18 protein-coding genes are annotated in these 21538 nt (G+C 30.4%); 2 read left to right on the plus strand and 16 right to left on the minus strand.

Going from position 1 to position 21538, the window contains the following annotated elements; all coding sequences use genetic code 11:
• Window positions 1–19: 19 nt before the first annotated feature.
• Both Q8S25_RS10980 and Q8S25_RS10985 read right to left on the minus strand, forming a co-directional pair.
• Window positions 20–1216 carry a TlpA disulfide reductase family protein gene (locus Q8S25_RS10980; protein ID WP_305537684.1) on the minus strand — a complete coding sequence of 399 codons (1197 nt, stop codon included), beginning with the start codon at window positions 1214–1216 and terminating at the stop codon, window positions 20–22.
• Window positions 1217–1322: 106 nt separating this feature from the next.
• The gene (locus Q8S25_RS10985; protein WP_305537686.1) at window positions 1323–4022 is read right to left on the minus strand and encodes an outer membrane beta-barrel protein; all 2700 of its coding nucleotides are present in this window, start codon (window positions 4020–4022) and stop codon (window positions 1323–1325) included.
• Between the two features lie 348 nt (window positions 4023–4370).
• Between Q8S25_RS10985 and Q8S25_RS10990 the strand changes: the two genes are divergently transcribed.
• Both Q8S25_RS10990 and Q8S25_RS10995 read left to right on the plus strand, forming a co-directional pair.
• Entirely contained in the window at window positions 4371–5009 is a 639-nt protein-coding gene (locus Q8S25_RS10990) for a hypothetical protein (RefSeq protein ID WP_305537688.1), read from the plus strand.
• The gene (locus Q8S25_RS10995; protein WP_305537690.1) at window positions 5006–5800 is read left to right on the plus strand and encodes a nucleotidyl transferase AbiEii/AbiGii toxin family protein; all 795 of its coding nucleotides are present in this window, start codon (window positions 5006–5008) and stop codon (window positions 5798–5800) included. The genes Q8S25_RS10990 and Q8S25_RS10995 overlap by 4 nt, the downstream gene beginning before the upstream one ends.
• Before the next feature lie 73 nt (window positions 5801–5873).
• On the opposite strand, the gene Q8S25_RS11000 is transcribed toward Q8S25_RS10995, so the two are convergent.
• The 14 genes from Q8S25_RS11000 to Q8S25_RS11060 form a co-directional block, all read right to left on the minus strand.
• A complete protein-coding gene (locus tag Q8S25_RS11000; protein ID WP_305537692.1) occupies window positions 5874–7136 on the minus strand; it encodes a hypothetical protein in 1263 nt (420 codons plus the stop codon).
• Window positions 7137–7171: 35 nt separating this feature from the next.
• Window positions 7172–8326 carry a TlpA disulfide reductase family protein gene (locus Q8S25_RS11005; protein WP_305537694.1) on the minus strand — a complete coding sequence of 385 codons (1155 nt, stop codon included), beginning with the start codon at window positions 8324–8326 and terminating at the stop codon, window positions 7172–7174.
• Window positions 8327–8801: 475 nt separating this feature from the next.
• Window positions 8802–9995 (minus strand): TlpA disulfide reductase family protein, encoded by a 1194-nt coding sequence (locus Q8S25_RS11010; protein WP_305537696.1) that lies wholly within the window; start codon window positions 9993–9995, stop codon window positions 8802–8804.
• A gap of 265 nt (window positions 9996–10260) precedes the next feature.
• Window positions 10261–11598 (minus strand): HlyD family efflux transporter periplasmic adaptor subunit, encoded by a 1338-nt coding sequence (locus Q8S25_RS11015; protein ID WP_305537698.1) that lies wholly within the window; start codon window positions 11596–11598, stop codon window positions 10261–10263.
• Between the two features lie 9 nt (window positions 11599–11607).
• Window positions 11608–13869: a peptidase domain-containing ABC transporter gene (locus tag Q8S25_RS11020; RefSeq protein ID WP_305538733.1), complete on the minus strand. Its 2262-nt coding sequence runs from the start codon at window positions 13867–13869 to the stop codon at window positions 11608–11610.
• 24 nt (window positions 13870–13893) lie between these two features.
• Entirely contained in the window at window positions 13894–15279 is a 1386-nt protein-coding gene (locus Q8S25_RS11025; RefSeq protein ID WP_305537700.1) for a TlpA disulfide reductase family protein, read from the minus strand.
• 52 nt (window positions 15280–15331) lie between these two features.
• Window positions 15332–15571 (minus strand): hypothetical protein, encoded by a 240-nt coding sequence (locus Q8S25_RS11030; protein WP_305537702.1) that lies wholly within the window; start codon window positions 15569–15571, stop codon window positions 15332–15334.
• A gap of 173 nt (window positions 15572–15744) precedes the next feature.
• Window positions 15745–17373 carry a vitamin K epoxide reductase family protein gene (locus tag Q8S25_RS11035; protein WP_305537704.1) on the minus strand — a complete coding sequence of 543 codons (1629 nt, stop codon included), beginning with the start codon at window positions 17371–17373 and terminating at the stop codon, window positions 15745–15747.
• A 233-nt stretch (window positions 17374–17606) separates the two neighbouring features.
• Window positions 17607–17723 (minus strand): cysteine peptidase family C39 domain-containing protein, encoded by a 117-nt coding sequence (locus Q8S25_RS14745; protein ID WP_371131597.1) that lies wholly within the window; start codon window positions 17721–17723, stop codon window positions 17607–17609.
• Window positions 17724–17870: 147 nt separating this feature from the next.
• On the minus strand, window positions 17871–18488 hold the full coding sequence (locus tag Q8S25_RS11040; RefSeq protein ID WP_305537706.1) for a TlpA disulfide reductase family protein: 618 nt from the start codon (window positions 18486–18488) through the stop codon (window positions 17871–17873).
• A complete protein-coding gene (locus Q8S25_RS11045; protein WP_305537708.1) occupies window positions 18478–18939 on the minus strand; it encodes a DUF4369 domain-containing protein in 462 nt (153 codons plus the stop codon). The genes Q8S25_RS11040 and Q8S25_RS11045 overlap by 11 nt, the downstream gene beginning before the upstream one ends.
• A complete protein-coding gene (locus Q8S25_RS11050; RefSeq protein ID WP_305537710.1) occupies window positions 18936–19766 on the minus strand; it encodes a thioredoxin-like domain-containing protein in 831 nt (276 codons plus the stop codon). Before Q8S25_RS11050 ends, Q8S25_RS11045 begins: the two co-directional genes overlap by 4 nt.
• Window positions 19767–19932: 166 nt before the next feature.
• Window positions 19933–20142, minus strand: coding sequence for a hypothetical protein (locus Q8S25_RS11055; RefSeq protein ID WP_305537712.1), 210 nt, complete (start codon window positions 20140–20142; stop codon window positions 19933–19935).
• A gap of 194 nt (window positions 20143–20336) precedes the next feature.
• Window positions 20337–21449: a TlpA disulfide reductase family protein gene (locus tag Q8S25_RS11060; RefSeq protein ID WP_305537714.1), complete on the minus strand. Its 1113-nt coding sequence runs from the start codon at window positions 21447–21449 to the stop codon at window positions 20337–20339.
• Window positions 21450–21538: the final 89 nt, after the last annotated feature.

Genomic DNA, 21538 nt, shown 5'->3' on the forward strand with positions numbered 1-21538 from the left:
TATGGAATAGAATTAAAAATTAATAATGATTGGATAATATGTTATCAATAGAATTCAATGACGTTTTTCCAATACCTCTAAAAATTATTTTTCCTTTGGGATCAATCAGAATGAATGTTGGAAAACTTGTAATTTTATACATTTTAACTAATTCAGCACTACTTCGCTTATCAAATACATTGGGCCATATAACGTTTTTTGATTTCAAATAATTTTTTACTCCACTAAGGTCATCATCGTGTGCAACACCATAAATATTAAACTTATCTCTGCCATATCGATCAAAAATACTTTTCAGATCTGGAAGTAAATCAAGGCATGGCTTACACCATGTTCCCCAAAAGTCCAATAAAATAAATTGGTTCGAATTTTGAATATTAAAAGACTTATTAGTCATTATATCTTTGAACTTAAAGTCGTAGGCTTTAAAATTAATGTCATAACCAAAATTATCATCCATTTTAATTAGCTTAATGCCAATTGACATTGGATTATCATAATAGCCTTGTAAAATAACTTGATGTTTATTGATCAAAACAGTATCACCAATTTTATAGTAAATAATTTCATCCTTTGGTGAATTTTTAATTTTGGAATTAGTGGATATTGAAAAGACCATCTTATTCTTTACACTTAAATTGTCATAATCATAATTAATAAAATTTAAGAAATAAGTTTGTTTATCTACTACAAAATTGGTCTGATTATAAAAAGGAACAAGAACAAAAATATTTTTAAGATAATTATTACCAAACGAGAGCCCGCTTTTTACATATTTGATAGTGACAGATTTTTTTAATACTTGATTATTCAATAAAAATTCAACATCTCGTAGGACTATAATATAATCTAATTTCTTAACATCATATATCTTTTCATTTAAAAAAATATTGTCGTTATTTGAATCAATGATGAAATATTCATTTCCATTTATAAAACCAAATATTATTTTGACTCTTTTTAATTTATTAAAATCCTCGTCATTTAAACCGTTCTGAAATTTGAATTCCTTTATTGATACTGGGCTGAAATTTTTAGGATAACTATTAATAGCTAAATGAAATTTAGATTTAAGTGTACCAATAGGAATTGTATTAAAAATGGAATTCCCATGAATAGATTGGAATTTAGTTAAGCTTAAACTTTGCGATAAGATTTCACAACTAAAAAATAATGCAATAAGAGTAAATAGAGGCTTTGCTTTGAAGATGACCATTCTTACCAAGATTTTTATACCCTTCATTTAAAGGATATCGAAGAAAAAGATATTACAAAATCATCTGAATAGGAAATTAAAGCGGGGGGTATTTTTACCCCCAGCATCACCAGTTAACTTTATTATTCTGCTCGTTCTTGAAAGTCTTGAAATTATAAGAAAACGTCAGCATAAAATACCTGCCTAAAACATTGGTATTCGTTTCAGTAATATTATTCCCGATGACATTTCTGCTAAAATTATTGTTTCGATTGAGTAGGTCGCGAATAATAAGTTTAATTTCACCCTTATCCTCTTTTAAACAATAAACGGATACAGATGGATTGATAAACAAATTAACAGGCAAGGCTGGTAGATTTTCATAGACAATTTTATTTGCCAATAAGGTAGTATTAAAGGAGACTTTTTTAAATAATCGAGCAGTTACTTCTACATCAAGATTTTGAACATTCGATAATACATCAGCTGTAAAATTATTGGTGAACCGATTGATATTAGCAGTATAAGAATAACTATAGTAAAAACTAAACTTATCTTGCCAATTAAAACTGTTGCCCACAGTTGTTTTAAAAACATTTACTTTCTGAGAAAATTCAGTTTCATTAAATACAGCTGGGGTAACCATATTTTGATAACTCAGATTTAAGTTAATTGAGTGATTATAGCGGTTGATTTTTTGGAAACTTTTACTAATTCCTAATCTCATTACAAGTGAATGTCTATTTCCAGCATTCATTGATTGAATTTCCTGCTTACCAGTATTCAAGATTCTAACAGATTGAATTATTGGATTTTGAGTGCCTTCATAGTAAAGTTCAGAATTAAAATTGACCTGTTTCTTCACATCATATTCTCGGTATGAAATACTAAATGTAGTGGCTTTTTCAGCTCTTAAATTAACATTACCATTAAATACAAACAATGGATTTGTATTATCCATGATTGGGGTTAGGTCTCTAGCTCGAGGTAAATTAACCTGCTGATTAAAAGACAAACTTATACCACCTCTTTTATAAAAGAGTACATTTAATAAAGGATAAGTATAAGTATTCTTATAATTATCAAATAACTTATTACTAATATTTAAATTTTGATGTGCAGAAAAATATGTGGGTCGAATTGATAAAGTATATTTCATTATTTCAAAATCTAGTTGTGGAGTTACTTTAAAAATAGAATTAGCTACACTAACATCACTTGTTAAATTTGCGTCTATACTATCATAATTGATATGACCTATGGGTTGCAAGTATGTAACAATTGCATTTTTCTCATTATTAACATCAAAATTACTAGCTAAGGCAAATTGAAATTTTTTAGCACTCCAACCAGATAAAACCAAACGATTAATTATATTTTGATTTCGGGGATTAAAGATTCGTAGTTGCCTTATAATTGAAGTAGTCGGTGTTGGAATCAAACTTAAATTATCAATTTCAGTTAAAAAATTTGTAGCATCTTGCGATAATTTATAAGATTGCTGAAAAGTGATTGCTTTGTATTTATCATTTTTCTGAAATAATCGTGAAAAAAAATATAAAGCATGATAATAATTCTTAGGATCGATAGTTTGTTCAAGTTTCCCATTAGAATTAAGTATTTCTCCAACTTTATCATTCGAATTAATTGTTGTATTCAGTGTATTTGAATTTATAGCAGACCACTGATTTCCTACATTTAAAGTTAAATCTCTATTACCAGATTTACTTTTGCTCTTCAACCCAAAATTTAAATTCTGAACAGTCTTAATTGAAGCAAACTGATTTTTAATTTTATACTCATTTATTGTGTCGTTATTGTAAAAAAGTGTTTTAGTATTTTCATTCGTATAGCCGTCTTCATGTGATACAAAATATTGCGCATAAAATGAAGTATTCTTTGTAGGTGCATGATTAAAATTAATACCCCCACCAGTTGACTCTGTCTCAGCAGTCACTCCGCCTCCAAAGGATATATCATTAAAGGTGTAAGAATTTCTATCATCATTAAAACTCATTTTGTATTGACTTCGATTAAACGCACCTAATGCCCGCATTTCTGAACTATTAAAAACCCCTCTGTTTAGATTGTTTTTATAGCCTATTAATGTAAGTTGGACTGTATCTCTTAAAAAATTGACTGCACCAGCAAGTTCATATCGGTTATCGGTTCCGCCTGAAGAAGACACTTTGCCAAAAGTACTTTTCTTGATATTTTGTTTCAGTTTCAGATTGATAATCTTATTGTAATCAGTATTTTTTTGTGTAGCATCTAATTGCTCTTTATCATCATAAACTTGCACATTAGCTACTATTGCACTTGGCAAAATTTGTGTAGCCGCTTTATAATTGTCATTAAAGAAACTCTTGCCATCTACATATATTCTTGAAACAGGTCTGCCGTTGTAGGTAATATTACCGTCCCGATCCACCTGCATACCTGGCAATTTTTTAAAAAGGTCTTCCACCAGTGCATTCGGTAATGTTTTAAAAGCCGTCGCATTAAATTCAATAGTATCTTTTTTAACGATAATGGGTGGCCTTTCCGATTTCACAATCACTTCATCCAAAGATTTTGAAGTTGGCTTTAACAAAATTGGACCAATAGGATAATTAGCAGAAGCAGTTAATCGCACTTCTCTTCGGTCTACTTCATACCCTTCAAATGTGGTGACTAATTTTAAGGTTTGATTGATTGGTATATTCCTTATTTCAAAACCGCCCTTTTCATCACATAACTTAAAAGAAACAATACTTGAATCCGTTAACTTAAAAACGGAAACAGTCGCCAAGCTTAATGGCTTTTTGCTTGCGCTGTCTTTTACCACTCCACTTATTACGCCAATATTGGGCTGTTGAGCATTGGTTTGACTATAAATCAATATAAATAAACAAACTGAAAAAGCTTTGATACCCATAAGTAATTGAAAATCTTTACATTAAATCGAAAAAAGGCACAAAAGCTTTTCTTTGATAATTAAATATCTTACAAAACAATTATACATTCAAAAACAACCGGGGGGTATTTTTACCCCCAGCATATGTTAATTTTTTAACAAAAAAGCATGGATGAAGCCACTGCGGAGAAATGGTTGAGGCCGATACTGTAGATTTATGTATGTTATTTTTGCTAATAATCGGAATTTATCCGATTATTGTATAATAATTTTACATAAATGGATTTTATATATGCCCTTAAGGAATTTGAAGAAGAGCCAATCACCAGGCAATTGGTATTGGACCTTCTTAAGGAGTATAAGAGGCCCAATGATAAAATCAATGAATTGGTTAAGCAAAATGTATTGACCTCAATTAAAAGAGGGCTATATATGCCAGGACCAAACAGTCACTTAAAACAACCGGATCCATTTTTAATCGCTAATCATTTATGGGGACCAAGTTATATTTCCCTTGAATCGGCCTTGTCTTATTGGGGAATGATTCCAGAACGAGTATATGAAATCAGTTCAATCTCGCTGAAGCCAACTAAAACATTTAAAACAGTAATGGGGCGTTTTAATTATTTACATGCCAAAGCACCGTATTATACATTTGGCATTCAAAGCGTCGCGCTAAGTGCTAAACAAATGGTTATGATTGCGTCCCCTGAAAAAGCCTTGTTCGATAAAATCATCATGACTTCAGGCATTGTAATTAGGAGTACAAGCCAAGCAAGAGAATTACTAATAGAAGATTATAGAATGGAAGAAACCCTTCTAAAAAAATTAAACTTAGCAATGATGAAAAGCTGGATAGTTGACTCACCTAAGCAAAGCAGTTTAGCGATACTACTAAAAATGATCAACCAATTATGATTAAAGAGTGGCTAGAACAATACCAACCTAAAAACAGAATCGAAGCTGAATCTGCATTACGTGAGATAATGCAAGATGTTGCTTTGGCGGGATTAAACCGCAGTGGCTTTTTTGAGAAAGCTGCATTCTATGGTGGTACAGCTTTAAGAATTTTTCATGGATTAGATCGTTATTCAGAAGACTTAGATTTTTCTTTATTAGCAACAAATCAATCGTTTTCTTTGGAACCATTTTTTGAAGGAATGTTACAAGAATTCGAAGCAGTCGGCATGAAAGTAAGTGTGCAGGAAAAAAATGTATTCGTGCTTGAAAAAATGATTCCGCAACTTGGTTTAGAGCTATCGCCAAGAATAAAAATCAAATTAGAGGTTGATACTAACCCACCACTGGGATTTGAAACAGAAGAAAAATTACTCTTACGCCCCTATTCATTTTATGTTAAATGCTTTACCCTTCCCCATTTATTTGCCGGCAAAATGCATGCATTATTATTTAGACAATGGAAGCATAGAGTGAAAGGAAGAGACTGGTACGATCTAGAATGGTATATTAAAAAAGGAGTACCATTAAACCTTTCACATTTCGTATTTAGAGCGAATGATTCAGGAGATTGGGGAAAGTCAAGTATTACAGAAAAAGAATTAAAAGAGCTACTTCTATCGAAAATAACCACTGTATCATTTGAGGCCATAAAGGAAGACATTATTCGCTTTATACCAGACAATACAGGTCTTAAGATTTGGGGGCCAGATTATTTTAAAGAATTGGTGACTAAGCTAAAGCTTAATTAAATTGTCGTTTGCAGTCGACAATTTCAACAATATTTTGTCGTTTACAGTCGACAAATAAACTATGGTTTTAGTCTCATTTTTCCTTCTCAATCCCGATACTACTAACATTGAATTTTAAATTCAATAGTAAATTACGATTAGTTTCTATTTGATACCCAGAATTAAAGCATTCCGCATTGATTGAGTCAATAAAATATTTACCAGTAAGAACATCCTTATTATATATATAATCATACTTATAAATTATTTTATCTGATATCATTTTTGTAACACGATTTGCATGCCATGTTTTAGTATGAAATAAATTGGTTATAAATCCATTGAGAGATTCAACTTTCATTTCCCAGATATATTTCAATCTAATAATTGAATAATCAAATTCTCTTATCCTAATTTCCCCTTTCAGGTACCCTCTTGCTAATCCTCCAACAGTTCGACCTAAAAATGAATCTTTAAAAGATTGATTGGGCATGAAACTTACAATATAAACAAGACCATATTTTTCATCCTTGTATTTGGAAATAAGTTTAAAGTCTAATCCTTTATTATTATTTCCGTCAATCGGCAACCCTTTTCGGAGCATATCAAACCATGGAATAATATCACCTGTACATAATTGGGGAACTCCAATAAAATTGGTGAAAAGTTTATCCTGATATAAAGTGTCTTTAATCCAATTTGGAGATTTCATGCTTTTATCAGCATTTCGATAATATACCTTTACAAATTCTTCAGCCTTTTCTTTTAAAGTGTCGTAATTATAAATTTCTGAGGAAAATTTTAAAATTTGACTAAAAGAAAAATTACCATAGTTATCCACAAAGCGATTGGCTACATGTTTAATTATTGCGTTTGCGCTTTTTGTTTTCTTTGCCTTACTTCTAATAATAATTTCAGGTAATAAGCTCTTTAATGGCTTCAAAAGCAACCGATTAACATGAAACAAATAAAATAGTTGTTCTTCATAACCAACTGCAGAAATTTTTACCTTTTTGGGGGAGCTTGAATTGGGAATAGAAAATGAGCCATCTTCATTTGAAACAATAGACATTTTAGTTGTGTCATTTTCAATAAAAACGATTGTCGCAAATGGAATAGATTCCTTTGTAATAGAATCAATGATTTTAAAATAAATAATACTATCCTGTGACACAAAATTTTTATTCAAAAGTGAATTATTGTATACATTGATAGGATTTCCCAATACCAAAAAATGAGAAAATATTGAATTAAGTAGTAAAAGAAATAGAATAGAAATACCTAGTCTTAATTCATTATTATTTTCATTTAACATATTAGATTTTTGATGAAAGCAATGATTATAAATTAAGGTCATAATTAATTGTTAGATAAGTACCGGCTAAACAAGAATTATTTTAAATTTTTTGTCAGCGCCTCCATTAATGATTTATTTCCCTGTGTACCTTCATAACGCATTAGTATAGTGCCATCTTTTCCAATAAGTAGTTTGGCTGGAATTGGTTGAATACTATAAAGTATACCTAAATCATATAAGGTTCCTGCGCCTTGCAAAATATGTCTCCAAGCTCCAGTTTTGTCATCTTGAATAGCTTTTTTCCATGCTTCCTTTCTTTCATCATCATTGGCTATGCTTATAATTTCAAGCCCTTTTGATTTAAATTTTGTATGCAACTCTATTAAAAAGGGAGATTCATCTCTACATGGTTTACACCAAGTAGCCCAAAAGTCTAATAAAACATAATTTTTACCTTTAAACTGCTCTAAAGAGATAGAATCGCCGTTAATATCAATGGTATTGAAATTCTTTGCTTTTGATCCTGGACTACTTCCTTGAATCGCTCTAATATTGGCTGCGATTCTTTGACCATAATAACTATTTTGAATTTCACTAGAAAATGAATTAAATGTTTTTATTACAGTATCAAGTGGAAGTCGGTGAAGGAGGACTTCCAAATAAAAAGCACTATAATAGGAGTTAATATTTTTATGGACAAAATTTTCAGTTCGCATATTAATATCACGATAATAAGGGTTTAATTGCTGTCTGATTTTTTTTGCACTATCCTTAAATTGATTTTTTGTTGAATTATATTTATATGCCAAATCAAAATAAAAAATACGTTTATCCAAAGAATCTACTATTTTCTTATGGTGGTAGGTATTATTAAGCGAATCAATTTGATTTTGCGTGTTAGAGCCCCTAAGTTTTAAATCTTTAAATTTATCTTTTTCCAAAACAAGGTTCATAATACCCGGTTCTATGAAAATGGAATTAGAATTAATGTCACTGGTATTTTTGAAAACCCTATCACCATAAATATCTGCATTTATAGGATGTGGGATATACCCTTTGAAAATAAAAGACTCGTTAATAACCTCAGCACTGTCTGTTATATATTCGCCCTTATAATTTATATATTCTAATTTAATAAAACCTGAAGATTGATTTTTTATTTTACCGTATATAGTAAATGGCTTTGGGGAGAATTGAGCTAATAAGTAAGAAGTGAATGATATAAATAAAAAAGAAAGAAGTACTTTCATCTGATACATTTTAACTGAGATTTATTCAATACGATACCTATTCGATGGTTTAAGAGGGCAGTTTATTTTAAAGAATTGGTGAATAAGCTAAAGTTTATTTGAAATTCTTTCTTTATAGTTTCTTCAAGATATGCATTAAACTATGTTAAGACGCAATAATGGGAGAATTCCATAAAATTAATTTGTATTCAACTGAATATTTGGAGATTTAATATTATTACGTTTTAAATACTTTATTTTATTCTTGTTTAGATAAAACGAGTCAATCAGAGTTGATTTCTGGGGAATCAGTAAAAACACGTTCACCTCTTTTATCGACGTAGTCTTTTTTGTATTGGATTGAACGACAACTAAAAAAGAAGAGAAGCAATAAACAAGGTATAAGTTTCATATTCATTATGTTTTATTAGTGGTGTAATTTTCTATCTCCCACAAACAAACGAGTAATTCAAAGTTTATACCCATATCATGATGCTTAAAATCTAAAAACTTTTCGAAGTTGTTCAGTTAATTGAGAGTCATCGTCATTTTCCTGTCGAAAAATTATGATTCCCTTTGTATCGATGAGGATCTTAGTTGGCAAGACAGTTACTACATATTCTTTGTTTACATTAAACTGATTGAAATTACCTTTTTGAAACTCGCCAATATCTAAATTATCACGTATGTGATGAAAAAGGCTAGTTTTATCTTTTTCAACAGCCTTTTTCCAATCTTCAATATTTCTATCAGAACTAATACAAATTACTTCTAAGCCATTATCCTGATACTTTTTATATAACTCAATTAAATAAGGGCTTCCCTTTCTGCAAGGCAAACACCAACTTGCCCAAAAATCTAATAGTATATATTTCTTACCGATTAATTTTGAAACATCTAAGAGTAAGCCATTAATATCATTTATTGAGAAGACTTTTGCTTTACTTCCAACTCCTGCACCTAATTTAAGGACAATTTGTTGACGAACTAAATCACCAAAAATAGATTGTTGAATTTTAAAAGTAAAATTATCGTAAATTTTTGCAAGCGAGTCAACAGAAATTGATGAAAAATAATAACGTAATAAGTACGCACTTATATAAGAATCCGGATTTCGTTTAATATAATCAAAATCAATTGTCTTAATTTTGTCTCTATACGGAATAAGCTTATCAAATGCATTCTTAGCCAATTCCTGCAACTCAATATTCTCTTTTGATTTATTTAACATTACTATAGCATTACTATATTCAGTTTCAAGTAATTTGATCCCCATATTGTCGTATACACTATCCTTAAACTTTTGAAGCCTAGACATTTCATTTTGAATACTTGATCCGCTTATTTTAGCTTTCTTAAAGTTATCTACCAATAGGGAAATATTCATTATTGATGGCTCAATAAAAAAATCAGTTGTATTCGGGTCGTTGATAGATTTAGATTTTATATTACCGTCTAGATATGCATTCGTGGGTTCTTTGATTTTTCCGGTAAATAAAAACCTCCCGTTATTTAGTTTACAAGTATCATGAATGAATTTTCCCTCAAGATTTAAATAACTCAAGACAACAATCCCATCTTCTTGTCCTTCTAAATATCCAATTAGTTTAAAGCTTGAACTATCAATTTTTTTTTGGCCAAAAGCTATTGAACTAAATAACAGAAAACAAAAAAGAATGTTTTTTTTCATAATATAAAATCTAAAAAGAAAAAGAGCTGCACAAATGGTACTGCTTTAAGCATCAGCAGATTGTTGGCTCGCCAAACCACTTATTCGCGATTAAGTGTAGTACCATTTGACTGTTCTTTTCGGGTACTAATCAAAAAGAAATATGACAATTCTTCCTCGTGAAAGAAATAATTAAAGTCTTTTATGTTTTTTTTGAGTACAGTAAACTTCAAGTTTTATATTCAAATAAAAAAATATCAACGGGGGGTATTTTTACCACCCGAAGCTACCTTGCAAACAAACCCCTCCATTGATACAATAACCGATCAGCTAAACTAGCTTCCGCTGTAATCACATCTGCTGTTCCCAACAAATTATTACTAAAATGAATGGTCTTTTGATAATTCGTTTGTAAACCGTTGTTGAGTTTAACCTTTATCAAAAAACTGGTGTCTTTATAGGGTACTTGTGGAATATTCATTATGGTGCCATTTAAGACACCAAATTCATTTCGTTGATAACTATTAAGTGCAATATTCACCTGTTGACCTTGCTTTAATTTGCCAAAATTCTGTTGTGATGCAATCAGCTCTGCAAAATAGGTGGGTTGTTTCGGAATAATATAAAAGAGCTCTTGACCCGTTTTGATCCAACTATTCTCTTGAAAGTAACTGGCAAACTGTAAAGTACCTGTTTCACTTGCAACTAATATGTATCGATTTGCCCATTCAGCCAATGCACTTTTGGCATTAAAAATTGCTGCTATAAAGTTTTGTTTATTATCTGAGTTTAATTTATCAATTTCCAATAATTCTTTTTGCTTGGCAACAATATTAGCAGACTGATTAATATCCGCAGCATCAACTTGTACCAATTGTTGTTTCTTGGATAAGACGGTTGATTTATCCTTAATTAAATCAAGAGGTGCAATAACTTTTTCATTAGCCAATTTTTCATTAATGGCCAATAATCCTTGTTGCATTGCTAAATCTTGAAGAATCAATTGCTTTTGATTATTCGCATTCTCCCTAGACTGATTAATCAGCCTAATATCTTGAGCAATGGCATCACGTTTTTGGTTAAAGTACCCTTTTGTCTTTGCCCAAGAGAGCTGATAAATTTGTTGGGCAATATCCTGATAATTTTTTTGTAAATCACCCAATTGATTGAGTGTTTCTAATTGGCTAATCGCATTCCAATTATTTCCTTTTAAATCAAGTTCAGTTTGAACAACCCACTTTTTAAACAACAGCACTTGTTTGTAATCTGCATTACTTTGTAAAATGGCTAAAACGTCACCAACAATTACTTTTTTATTTTCAAGTGCATTTATATAAACAATTCGTCCTTCAGATTTACTAATAATTTGTTTTGGCAAATTATCCCCAACAATTTTTATGGGTGCTTTAACGATATCTGGGTATTGAATAAAAAAAGTTAATGCGAATAACAAACCAATAATGATAAAAAACATTGCAATGCCATTTCGGACTATCCAGACAGGTTTACTGCTAATAATTTCACGAACCTCATGGCTATAAATGCGATCTACCTCATCTAAGCGTTCAATATTAGCCGCTTCAAGCATTGCATCTAAACTATATGATTCTTCTTGTTGAGGCATAATTAGTCTTTAATCACCTAATTCTAATTGATTTTTAACCAAAGTAAAATATTCACCCTTCATTGCTGTTAATTCAGCATGTGTACCTTGCTCAGTAATGACACCGTTGTGCAACACCACAATTTGATCTGCATTTTTAACAGTGCTTAATCGATGAGCTACCACTACCACCGTTTTACCTTCGAAAAATAGTTTTAAATTTTTCAAAATAGTACTTTCATTATTGGAATCTAATGCATTGGTGGCTTCATCTAATAAAATTAGATCTGGGTTTTTGTAAACAGCTCTAGCAATTAATAAGCGTTGTTTTTGCCCTGCACTTACACCAGTACCTTCAGCGCCAATTTTGGTATTATAGCCCAGTGGTAAACTTTCGATAAACGAAGTGATGTTGGCAATTTTTGCAGCATATCTTAACCTTGCCTTATCAGGATAGTCTTCCCCAACAGCAATATTTTTAGCAATACTATCAGAAAAAATAAAGCTGTCTTGCATAACTACACCACACTGTTTACGCCATGCACGATGGCTAATATTTGCCAAATTCAATCCGGCAGATTCAGCTTGATCACCAATATATATATCCCCAGACTTCGACTCATAAAATTTAAGCAATAACTTTAATAAGGTGGTTTTACCACTACCACTGGACCCTACAATCGCTGTAACTTTTCCTTGTGGTATTTGCATGGAAATATTTTTAAGCACAGGCTCATTGCCAGCACCTGGATAAGTAAAGCTGATATTATGAAGGTGTATAGATCGGTTTTGAGGCAACTCTGTAACCAGTGCTGAAGGAGCATCACTGTTTAAATTTACTGGTTCTTCATCGGCCAATTGATGAATTTCATTCAATCTTTCCAAACTAATTTTAGCCAATTGCCAATTTTGAACGAACCCAATCATTTGTTCAATTGGAGAATTTAATTGCCCAATGATATATTGAATGGCAAGCATTGCGCCAAGGGTTATTTGCCCTTGAATCACTGCTGTTGCAGCCACAAATGTGATGAATATATTTTTGCCCTCGTTAATAAAGAAAGCACCCGCTTGTTGCCATTGATTCAGTGCAAGCCCTTTCATTCCTACCCTAAATAGTGATGCCTGCAAGTGTTCCCATTGCCATCTTTGTTGTTTTTCACTACCATGCAACTTAATCTCCTGCATACCTTGTACCAATTGAATGGTACTACTCTGTTCTGCAGCGGCAATATCAAACTGTTGGTAATCAAGTTGTTTTCTTTTCTTTAAGAAGATTAAAATCCATAAAATATATAGCACACTGGCTGCTGTAAATACGCCAAAAATGAGTACACTATAATTAAGCAACACAATAGAAAATACCATTAAGTTGAATAATGAAAATAGGGTGCTGAGAGAAGTACCTGTCAAAAAGTTTTGAATACGTTTATGATCATTCATTCTTTGAAGTATATCTCCTGTTTTTTTGCTGTCAAAATAAGCCAATGGCAACTTCATCAGCTTTATTAAAAAACCCGTTAGAATAGAGATATTGATTCGGCTACTGATATGGTATAATATCCAACTTCGAATAAATTCTACTCCTAAACGCCCAATAAACAATGCCAGTTGAGCTAATAAAACAATATATACAAATTGAATATTTTGGGTGTTGATACCTACATCTACTACACTTTGTGTTAGAAAGGGAAATACCAATTGCAATAAACTACCCAGCATAACCCCTAGAAACAGTTGGAAAACCAGTTTTTTATGCGGCTTTATATAACCCCATAGTTGGTTAGCATGATTGGTTGATACCTCATTAAAATCATGCCCGTAATTGGAATTATAAAAATTTTGTCCGGGTTCTAGTATTAATGCAATTCCTGTGGATTCCCCATCCTCATTTTTATCACTGATCCATTTTTGTAAGAATAGCTCTTTGCTGATGGTAATAATTCCTTTAGCGGGATCAGCTATTGTTATGTTTTTTAGCTTTGAAAAAAAAGCCCTCTTTTGGGGAGGTAAAACAATAAAATGGTTTTGACCCCAGTGCAGTATTGCGGGTTTTGGTGCTTCTTCAATTAGTTTTTCAAAACTCAACTTTAACCCAGATGTTTGAAAACCTATCTTTTCAGCGGCATCACTAATACCTAATAAATTGACACCCTCCTTTCCTATCTCTGTTAACTCCCTTAACTTCTCTAAAGCAAAAACACGACCATAGTACCTACTTATCATATACAAACAAGTAGGACCACAGTCCATTTGGTTTTGTTGAGGTTGGAATAAGAAGTTATTTTTAATAAAAGATAAATTATTATTATAAAATTATTTGAGTAATCTGATTTGATATATTAACTGATTAAGGTTTCGAGGTCTTTCAGCCCAAAAGTGTCTAATTTTTCCAGTAGCATCCACCAATAAATATCTAGGGATTGTTTCGATTTTTAAAAATCTTGCGAGTTTATCAGATTGCTTATTATCTAAAACACAAAATTCATCTTTTATTTTTTTGTTAAGTTCTTTAAGTTTCCTTAACCATGAATTCTTATCACTATCAATTGATAAAGACAAAACTCGTAGATTAGGGATTGAATCCTTTAAAAGTTTAATGAACGGCAATTCAGTAATACAAGGACCACACCAACTTGCCCAGAAATCAACTAGCAGCATTTTCTTACTACTTTTAAGAATATCACCTAACTTAATTACATTCTCGTTTGTATTCATAAATTTTATAGAATTAATACTGTCCATATTAAAATTTAGATGGGTATTTAAATAGCCTAATAATTCTGTTTTTACAGAATCATTAGAAATACCACTCATTACTTTAGAGAAAATCGCAGTATCCCTTTCCAAAAAATTTAAAGTACCCTTATATGTATAAATTCGTGAAAGCATAGGCAAAGCTAAATTCCTAACTTCTGGTATTAATTGATCAAATATCCATTGAAGTCTTTTACTAAAAATTTCCTCATTATTTAAATTTTGATTGTAGAATAAATAATATTCTAGCATCTCTGCAATAAAAGTTGCGTAATAGGTTGAGCTATGAAGTAAAGAAGTTTGGTTTAGTTGAACTTTATTAATAACCAACTCTAATTTTGACAAAGAAAGTTTAGATAAAAATGCTGAACGGCTTCTTAATTCATTTAATAAAAAAGAAATAAGAAAATAATCTCTTTCTAAATTCAAATAAGTTAAAAATGCAGAGCTAATTGGATTTATTGCAATAAAACTATCTATGCTATTATTTAAATGAGTAGACTGATTGACTATAGAATCAATATAGATCTGAGTTGTAACAGAATCAATACCATCCAATTTATTAAGATTATTTAATTGCCGTCTTAAAAAGTCGTAAAATAATAAATCCCCTGGATGCAATCCTTTTACAGATATGGTATACTCATACTCATTAATTGGAGTGGGCGTAAAAGTAAATGAAAAGTTAACAGTATCATTTGGCTTTATAAAAATTGGAACGTAAGCAATGTTAGCTATAGTTGGTTTATCAATAGACATTCTTATCTGAAAACTACTATCTGGCTTCTTAAGAACTTGATAAAGTTTAAAATTATATACTGGATTCTGGATTGAAAATGGAATACTAGAGGATGTGAAATTGTGTACATTTCCATTAATTAATGCATTTTGTGCAAAGACGTTATTTGAGAAAAGAATTAAAAAAAAAATAATTAGTTTAAGCATAATAAGTATTTATCAAACCAAAGCACTCAGGTGCTTTGGTTTGAGTTAACAATTAAGGATAATATGTAGTCCCATTAGGTCTAACACAGTAAAGTTCACAATTACTTGCTTGACCAGCGCAATTACCATATGCTTGATTAGTACAAGAACCACCTATCCAAAAGCAATGTGCCTCTGTATCCGATCCACACTTGCCACCTGCTTCACCTGGATCTTCAATATATCCCCCTACTACTTGCTTTTGAGCAGCTCTGCTCAATGCAGTACCTAAATTTAACAATTTACTTTTCATGATAATAGTTTTTGTTATTCACTTTTAATGAATAACGGTTAATTAAAGTTGTTTCTGCAGCTTTAAGCGTCAGTAGATTATTGGCTCGCCAAACCACTTGTTGATCACCAAGTGTAGTACCATTTGGCTCTTCTTTTCTGGTACTAGTCGAAAAGAAATATGTTTATTCTTTTTCATGAAAGAAAATAATTGATGTCTTTTATTTGGTATCCTTTTGGTAATTGATAGCCATCAATAAAAATCGTTGGGGTGAATTCAATTTTCACTTTTTCACACCAGTCTTTCATTTGATTGATTTTGTCGGTTTGTTTTTCTAGTTCTTCATACATTGGGTATTTGTTGGCAAAAACATCGTAATTCTTTTCTTTAGCCAAATACCAATCGTCAAGCGCAGTTTTAGTAAGATTTTCATCTCCGTTTTCAGATACAGCTAATAAAAGTTTTACTGGTTTTGCACCACGGTCATTCTCATGATTAGTTGTTGTAAAAATAATTTGAGCTTTAGCCTCTGGATTACTCTCAATAATCATTTCAATTTCAGGATGTGCCATTGCACATGGCCCACAATAAGGGTTGCAAACTTTAATAATAGTATGTTTTGCATTAGGATTACCTATTGTTATCCCTAATTGATTGGTAGAATGTTCTAAAATGGACGGCTGGTTTTTAAGCAAGGACCAAAATACTTGATCGTTAAACTTAAGCATTGAGTAACTTCTCTTTTCATACTTTGCAACCTGTAATCTTTTCAACAAAGGCTTTAATAAAAACCAAGATATTGAAGGAATTAACAAAGAGTAGAATGCAAAAATGAGATTGTTTGCAAATGCATTTCTTGTTTCAGAAAAGGATAAACTGGTATTTGTTATAACCAATATTCCTTCAGTCAATAAAACCGCCTGCACCATTAAGCAGAGTAAACACCACTGTTTAGCTACTTTCCACTGATAATAAATAGAGAAAATAATATAAGGCAGGGCTAATAAAGAAAATAGACTCAAAACGGGTAATACCGCATTAATACCAGCGAGCGCTGAGAATAATAATGACCCTGCAAAATATATAAAGCCAACTTCACTCCAGGTTACCATGCCTCCAAGCGTTGCAGCTTTGGTATTTAAGACAGCACTACAATTGGCTTTCTGTATGCCTGAACAGATTTGTTTCAACAAAGGGTTGCCTTTATCTATATCATACCATAGTAATAAAACAGATGCAGTTAATCCTATTAACTTCGCCAATAAATACAATGTGGACAAAAGGGTAATGGAGCCATTTATAAATGGAATCAATAAAGAAGCCAGAATTCCTATTGGAATTGAACTATAAATTGCAGTCTTAACAATAGCAGCGTTAATCTTTTGTTGGTAATTGATTTCTCCAGAAAATTCATTTGCTTCAGCCACTAAGATGTTTTCAGTCCACTGAGACAAAAATATATTTTTAGCTTTTGTTCCTTTTTTGCCATTTTGATTTACAATAAGCATCTCGTTTTCTACAACTTCTAATACTAATACAAAAACACCTTGTTTAAAGCTTGTAATAAATGGTGTTGGGATCTCTGATAATTTTTCTGCCGAAGTTTGTATCACTAGGTTTTCAACCTTCCAATTATTCAATGAATCTGAAATGGATAAAAAGCTTGGATAGTCTGGATGCGATTGTAAAGTTTCGTTAATCGTTTCCATGCTTACGTTCACTTTTAGTCCCCTTAAAAAAGCGGAAACAATTAATGGCTGGTTTTCATGTAAACTATTAAATAAAACACCCGATAACATAATTTCTAAATATGCAGTAAACATCAATTATAATTTTTAAATTAAAAAAAATCAGCGGGGGGTATTTTTACCCCCCGGCATTCTTGAAAGCTATTTTCAGACGTAAAAATCAACCTAGGGGGTAAAAATACCCCCTAGAAATTTTGCAATTATTAAATTTCATGTAATGAAAAATTGCACAACAATTGAATAATTTTGACCCCAATGAAGAATTACAGGCTTAGGGGCTTCTTCTATTAGTTTTTCAAAACTCAACTTTAACCCAGATGTTTGAAAATTAACACACGACCATAGTACCTACTTATCATATACAAACAAGTAGGACCGCAGTCCATTTGGCCTTGCTGGAGTTGTAGAAGAAAAAGGGAGCGCAATAGTAATATGATTTTAAAAAAATCCAGCCTGATTAATACTAAATTAATTGACTAAGAAGGGAGAAATAAATTTATCATTTAACATCAGTATTTACCAAAAACTCTTGATTCTAACCAGAAGGACTTTGTTATTAATATTCTGTTCTATTATTTAAGATTATCATCAGTGAATTTTTTGATTTCTTGATTTGTTAAATCAAAGCCCAAAATTTTTCCATCTCTATTAATAAGGATATTTGATGGCACTCCTTTTATATCATAATAGGAAGAAAGTGTACCATATGTATATTTCGTGTCAATTAACTGTAACCATTTTATCTTATCCTTTACTACAGCTGCTCTCCAATATTCTAGATTATCATCAAAGGAAATACCAATAATATCAAATTGAGATCTTTCATAAGAATTAAATAATTTGACCACTTCCGGATGCTTTTCCCTACATGGAGCGCACCAGGAAGCCCAGAAATTTATTAAAACAATTTTACCAGCATATATTGAAGTTTCAATCTTTTTTCCAAATATATCCGGAAGACTAACATGGTGAAATTGCTCTCCTATCACTCTATTTTTTAAGCGCAATAGCGATATTATTGATCGATTTAGCTTTTGTCCTTCATAAGATGATAAAAGACTAGTATCAAAATTTGATTTTAGAAGGTTAATTTGATTTAAAGAAAGAATTTTATTTGTTGCCAAAAAGTATAGTGCATGTTTGCTTTTAGGATTTTTTGTGATAAAACTATCTAATAAATTATAATGCAAATTTTTTTTTTTCTATAGTAGAAATATTAAGTGCTTCTACTTTCGCTAAGGATTTTTCGAATAACTGCCTATTGACTTCGATAACTGATCCTTTAATACTGTCAAGTTCAAAATATGTATGTTTTGTTTTATTCTCACTATTAGTTTCAATTTTACTATTCAAGTAAATTAATGTAGTTGGGTTATCGATATAAAATTCAACTATATTAGTATTCTCGCTAAAATGTAACCTACATAATATTGGAAGTTTTGTTTTCAGATTAAACTGGAAGTACCCATTAGCAATTACTGAACTTAGACTATCTTTAGCATTTATATTTCCATCAAAAAATAAAAATATTTTATCAGGGTATGTGCCATTAATTTTACCACTTATCGAAATATCTGTAGTTTGTGAGTACAATGAAAAATTAGTAAACAAAACCATTAAAAAAGCAATAATGAAATTCATAATATTTTATTTAAGATCAAAAATGAGTTAGTTTTCATAGGAATTTTCTTTAAAAGAAGTTGCAAAGAGCTGTGTGAACTTATCAGCTGTTGGCTAGAATTATATAATAAATTATAAGGAATCCCGTATTTTACATTTTCAGTATATAATTTACTATTAGCCCCCCCAATTAATAATAAATTTGTCCATTTGCATGCATCCTGTTTTAAAGCTAATTTCCATTTCGAATAATCATCGTCTATTGAAAGTCCAATAATTTGAATTTTACTCGTATCAATTGAATTGAAAATGCTATTTAACATTCGATTCTCATGTCGGCAAGGTGAACACCAAGATGCGCCAATTATAAATAAGTAGAATTGTTTTTTAGAATTAAAAACCTTAGCGAGTTTATAAACTTCTCCTTTTTGCCCTTTTACATAAGAGTCAGATAAATATTTATTTGCAGGTAAGAAATTCAATTTGTTTGAATAATCTAACAACTGATTATAAATCTTTTTGCCATCTGTTGAATTTCTGATTTCAAATGAAAAAGAATTAAAAAGTTCTATTCGATCATTAATTGAAACTAAATTAGAAAAAGATATATTATATGTAATGGCGTATAAGTTTTGAGCTTCTTTTTTTATCTTTCGCAGTGTCTTAAACAAAAGTACAGTGTATAAATCTTGTTGAAATAAAACCACTGAGTCAGCATAAAATCGAGCTTTGTTTTTCTCAGAATAACTTGATGGTATAATTTTAGAGAAGTTATAAATTTTTTTATTTTGAATTTTCCAATATTTGTTTAAACTTAATAAATTTTTAAAATCAAGTGTTGTATCCACAAATACAATATTGTCATTTTCCAATTTTATAGAATATATATTAGAAGTAGACAAATGAAAAATCAATATGAAAGTAAATATTTTAATAAACATTTGATTTGAAATTATACAATTAAATTATTAAATATATTAGCCACTTATAAAAGTCAGTGGCTAATATTTTATCTTAATTCATGTTACATCCATTACATGGAACAACTCCAGCACTAGAATAAGAAGTACAATTTGGGTAAACTCTTGCACATAAATCAGCTGCTGAACCATTTGTATACCAACATGAATAAATACTTCCACAAACACATCCAACACATGTTCCGCCTTCACCTTGAACCCCTATTTCTCCGCCAACTACTTTCTTTTGAACACTTCTATTCAAAATAAATCCTAAGTTTTCAAATTTCTGTTTTATAATTAATGTTTTAGCTATTCACTTATAATGAATAACAGTTAAATAATATGGTTTCTGCAGCTTTAAGCGGCAGCAGATTATTGGCTCGCCAAACCACTGTTTCGCGATTAAGTGAAGTACCATTTGGCCTTTCTTTTCAGAGACTAGTCGAAAAAAATATTTTATTTATATAATTTAGATAATGCGATATCCAGCATTGATAAATCTTTGTCCTTGTCTTGATCTCTATCATAAATTAATTGACCATTCTTATTAATTGCATAAACTCTTGGTATAGCTTTATAACCTCCGTATGAATTAATTAAATCAATATCATTAAAAATGTGTACCCAATCCATTTGGAACTCTTTAATCTTAGAAAGAAATAAAGACTTGTCAGTATCATATGAAATAAAGATAATCTCGAGATCTTTATATTTGCTTTTCAATGCTCGAATTGTAGGAATCTCATTTATGCAAGGAACACACCAGGTTGCCCAAAAAACGATTAATACGTTACTTTTATACTTATAATCAAGTAAAGAAACAAACTTATTAGTAATATCTTTCGCTTTAAAAAATGGCAATTCTTCTCCTTTTTTAAAAGCTGTAAAACTGTTTAAATAATTATTAATAAAAATACCTTCCTCACTATTAATATAAGATTTTGGAAAACTTTTAAAAACATTATATAAAGATTTATAATCAATTAGGTTTGATTTTAGATGATTCCTTCTAAAATACCACTTCAAATAATAATCATTTAAATTCAAAGAAATGTATTGCATTTCTTTTTTTGATAAAGCTGAAAATTTAGTACGATAAATACTATCAATTAAAGGTTTATTAATACAAATACTATCTGAATACTTCTCAAGAAATTCTTTACAATCTTGAAATTCTTTTTTTGTATACTCTAAAAATTTATTTTTTTGAATTTTAAAATCATATGCATTTGATAATATAAAATTCAATTTAGTAGTTTCAGAACTCGAATAGAAATACTTAATGATTGATGGTTGATTGTTTACAAAAAATAAGTCATTAATTGATTCGCCATTACTTAAATTATAACTTATCTTAATTGAAGCATATTCAGAAATAAATTCTTTATTGATAAATCCATCAATATCGTTATATACTATATTTTCTTCTCTTTTCCCATCATCAAATAAAATCCTTAAAGTCTTTGACACAACATTTTTAGGAAGTATTAAACGCGTATTAGTTCGTTTTTGAGAATTACAAACTATTGAAATGAAAAGAGAAAAAGTGAAAAAATAAATTTTGTACATATTTAAATAATTAATTTCCCTTATCAGTTAATAGAGAGGAGTAAACTTGAATTATAATTTTCAAACTAAAAAAAATCACCGGGGGGTAT

Origin of the sequence: Sediminibacterium sp. (assembly GCF_030695065.1) — a bacterium.
GTDB lineage: Bacteria > Bacteroidota > Bacteroidia > Chitinophagales > Chitinophagaceae > Sediminibacterium.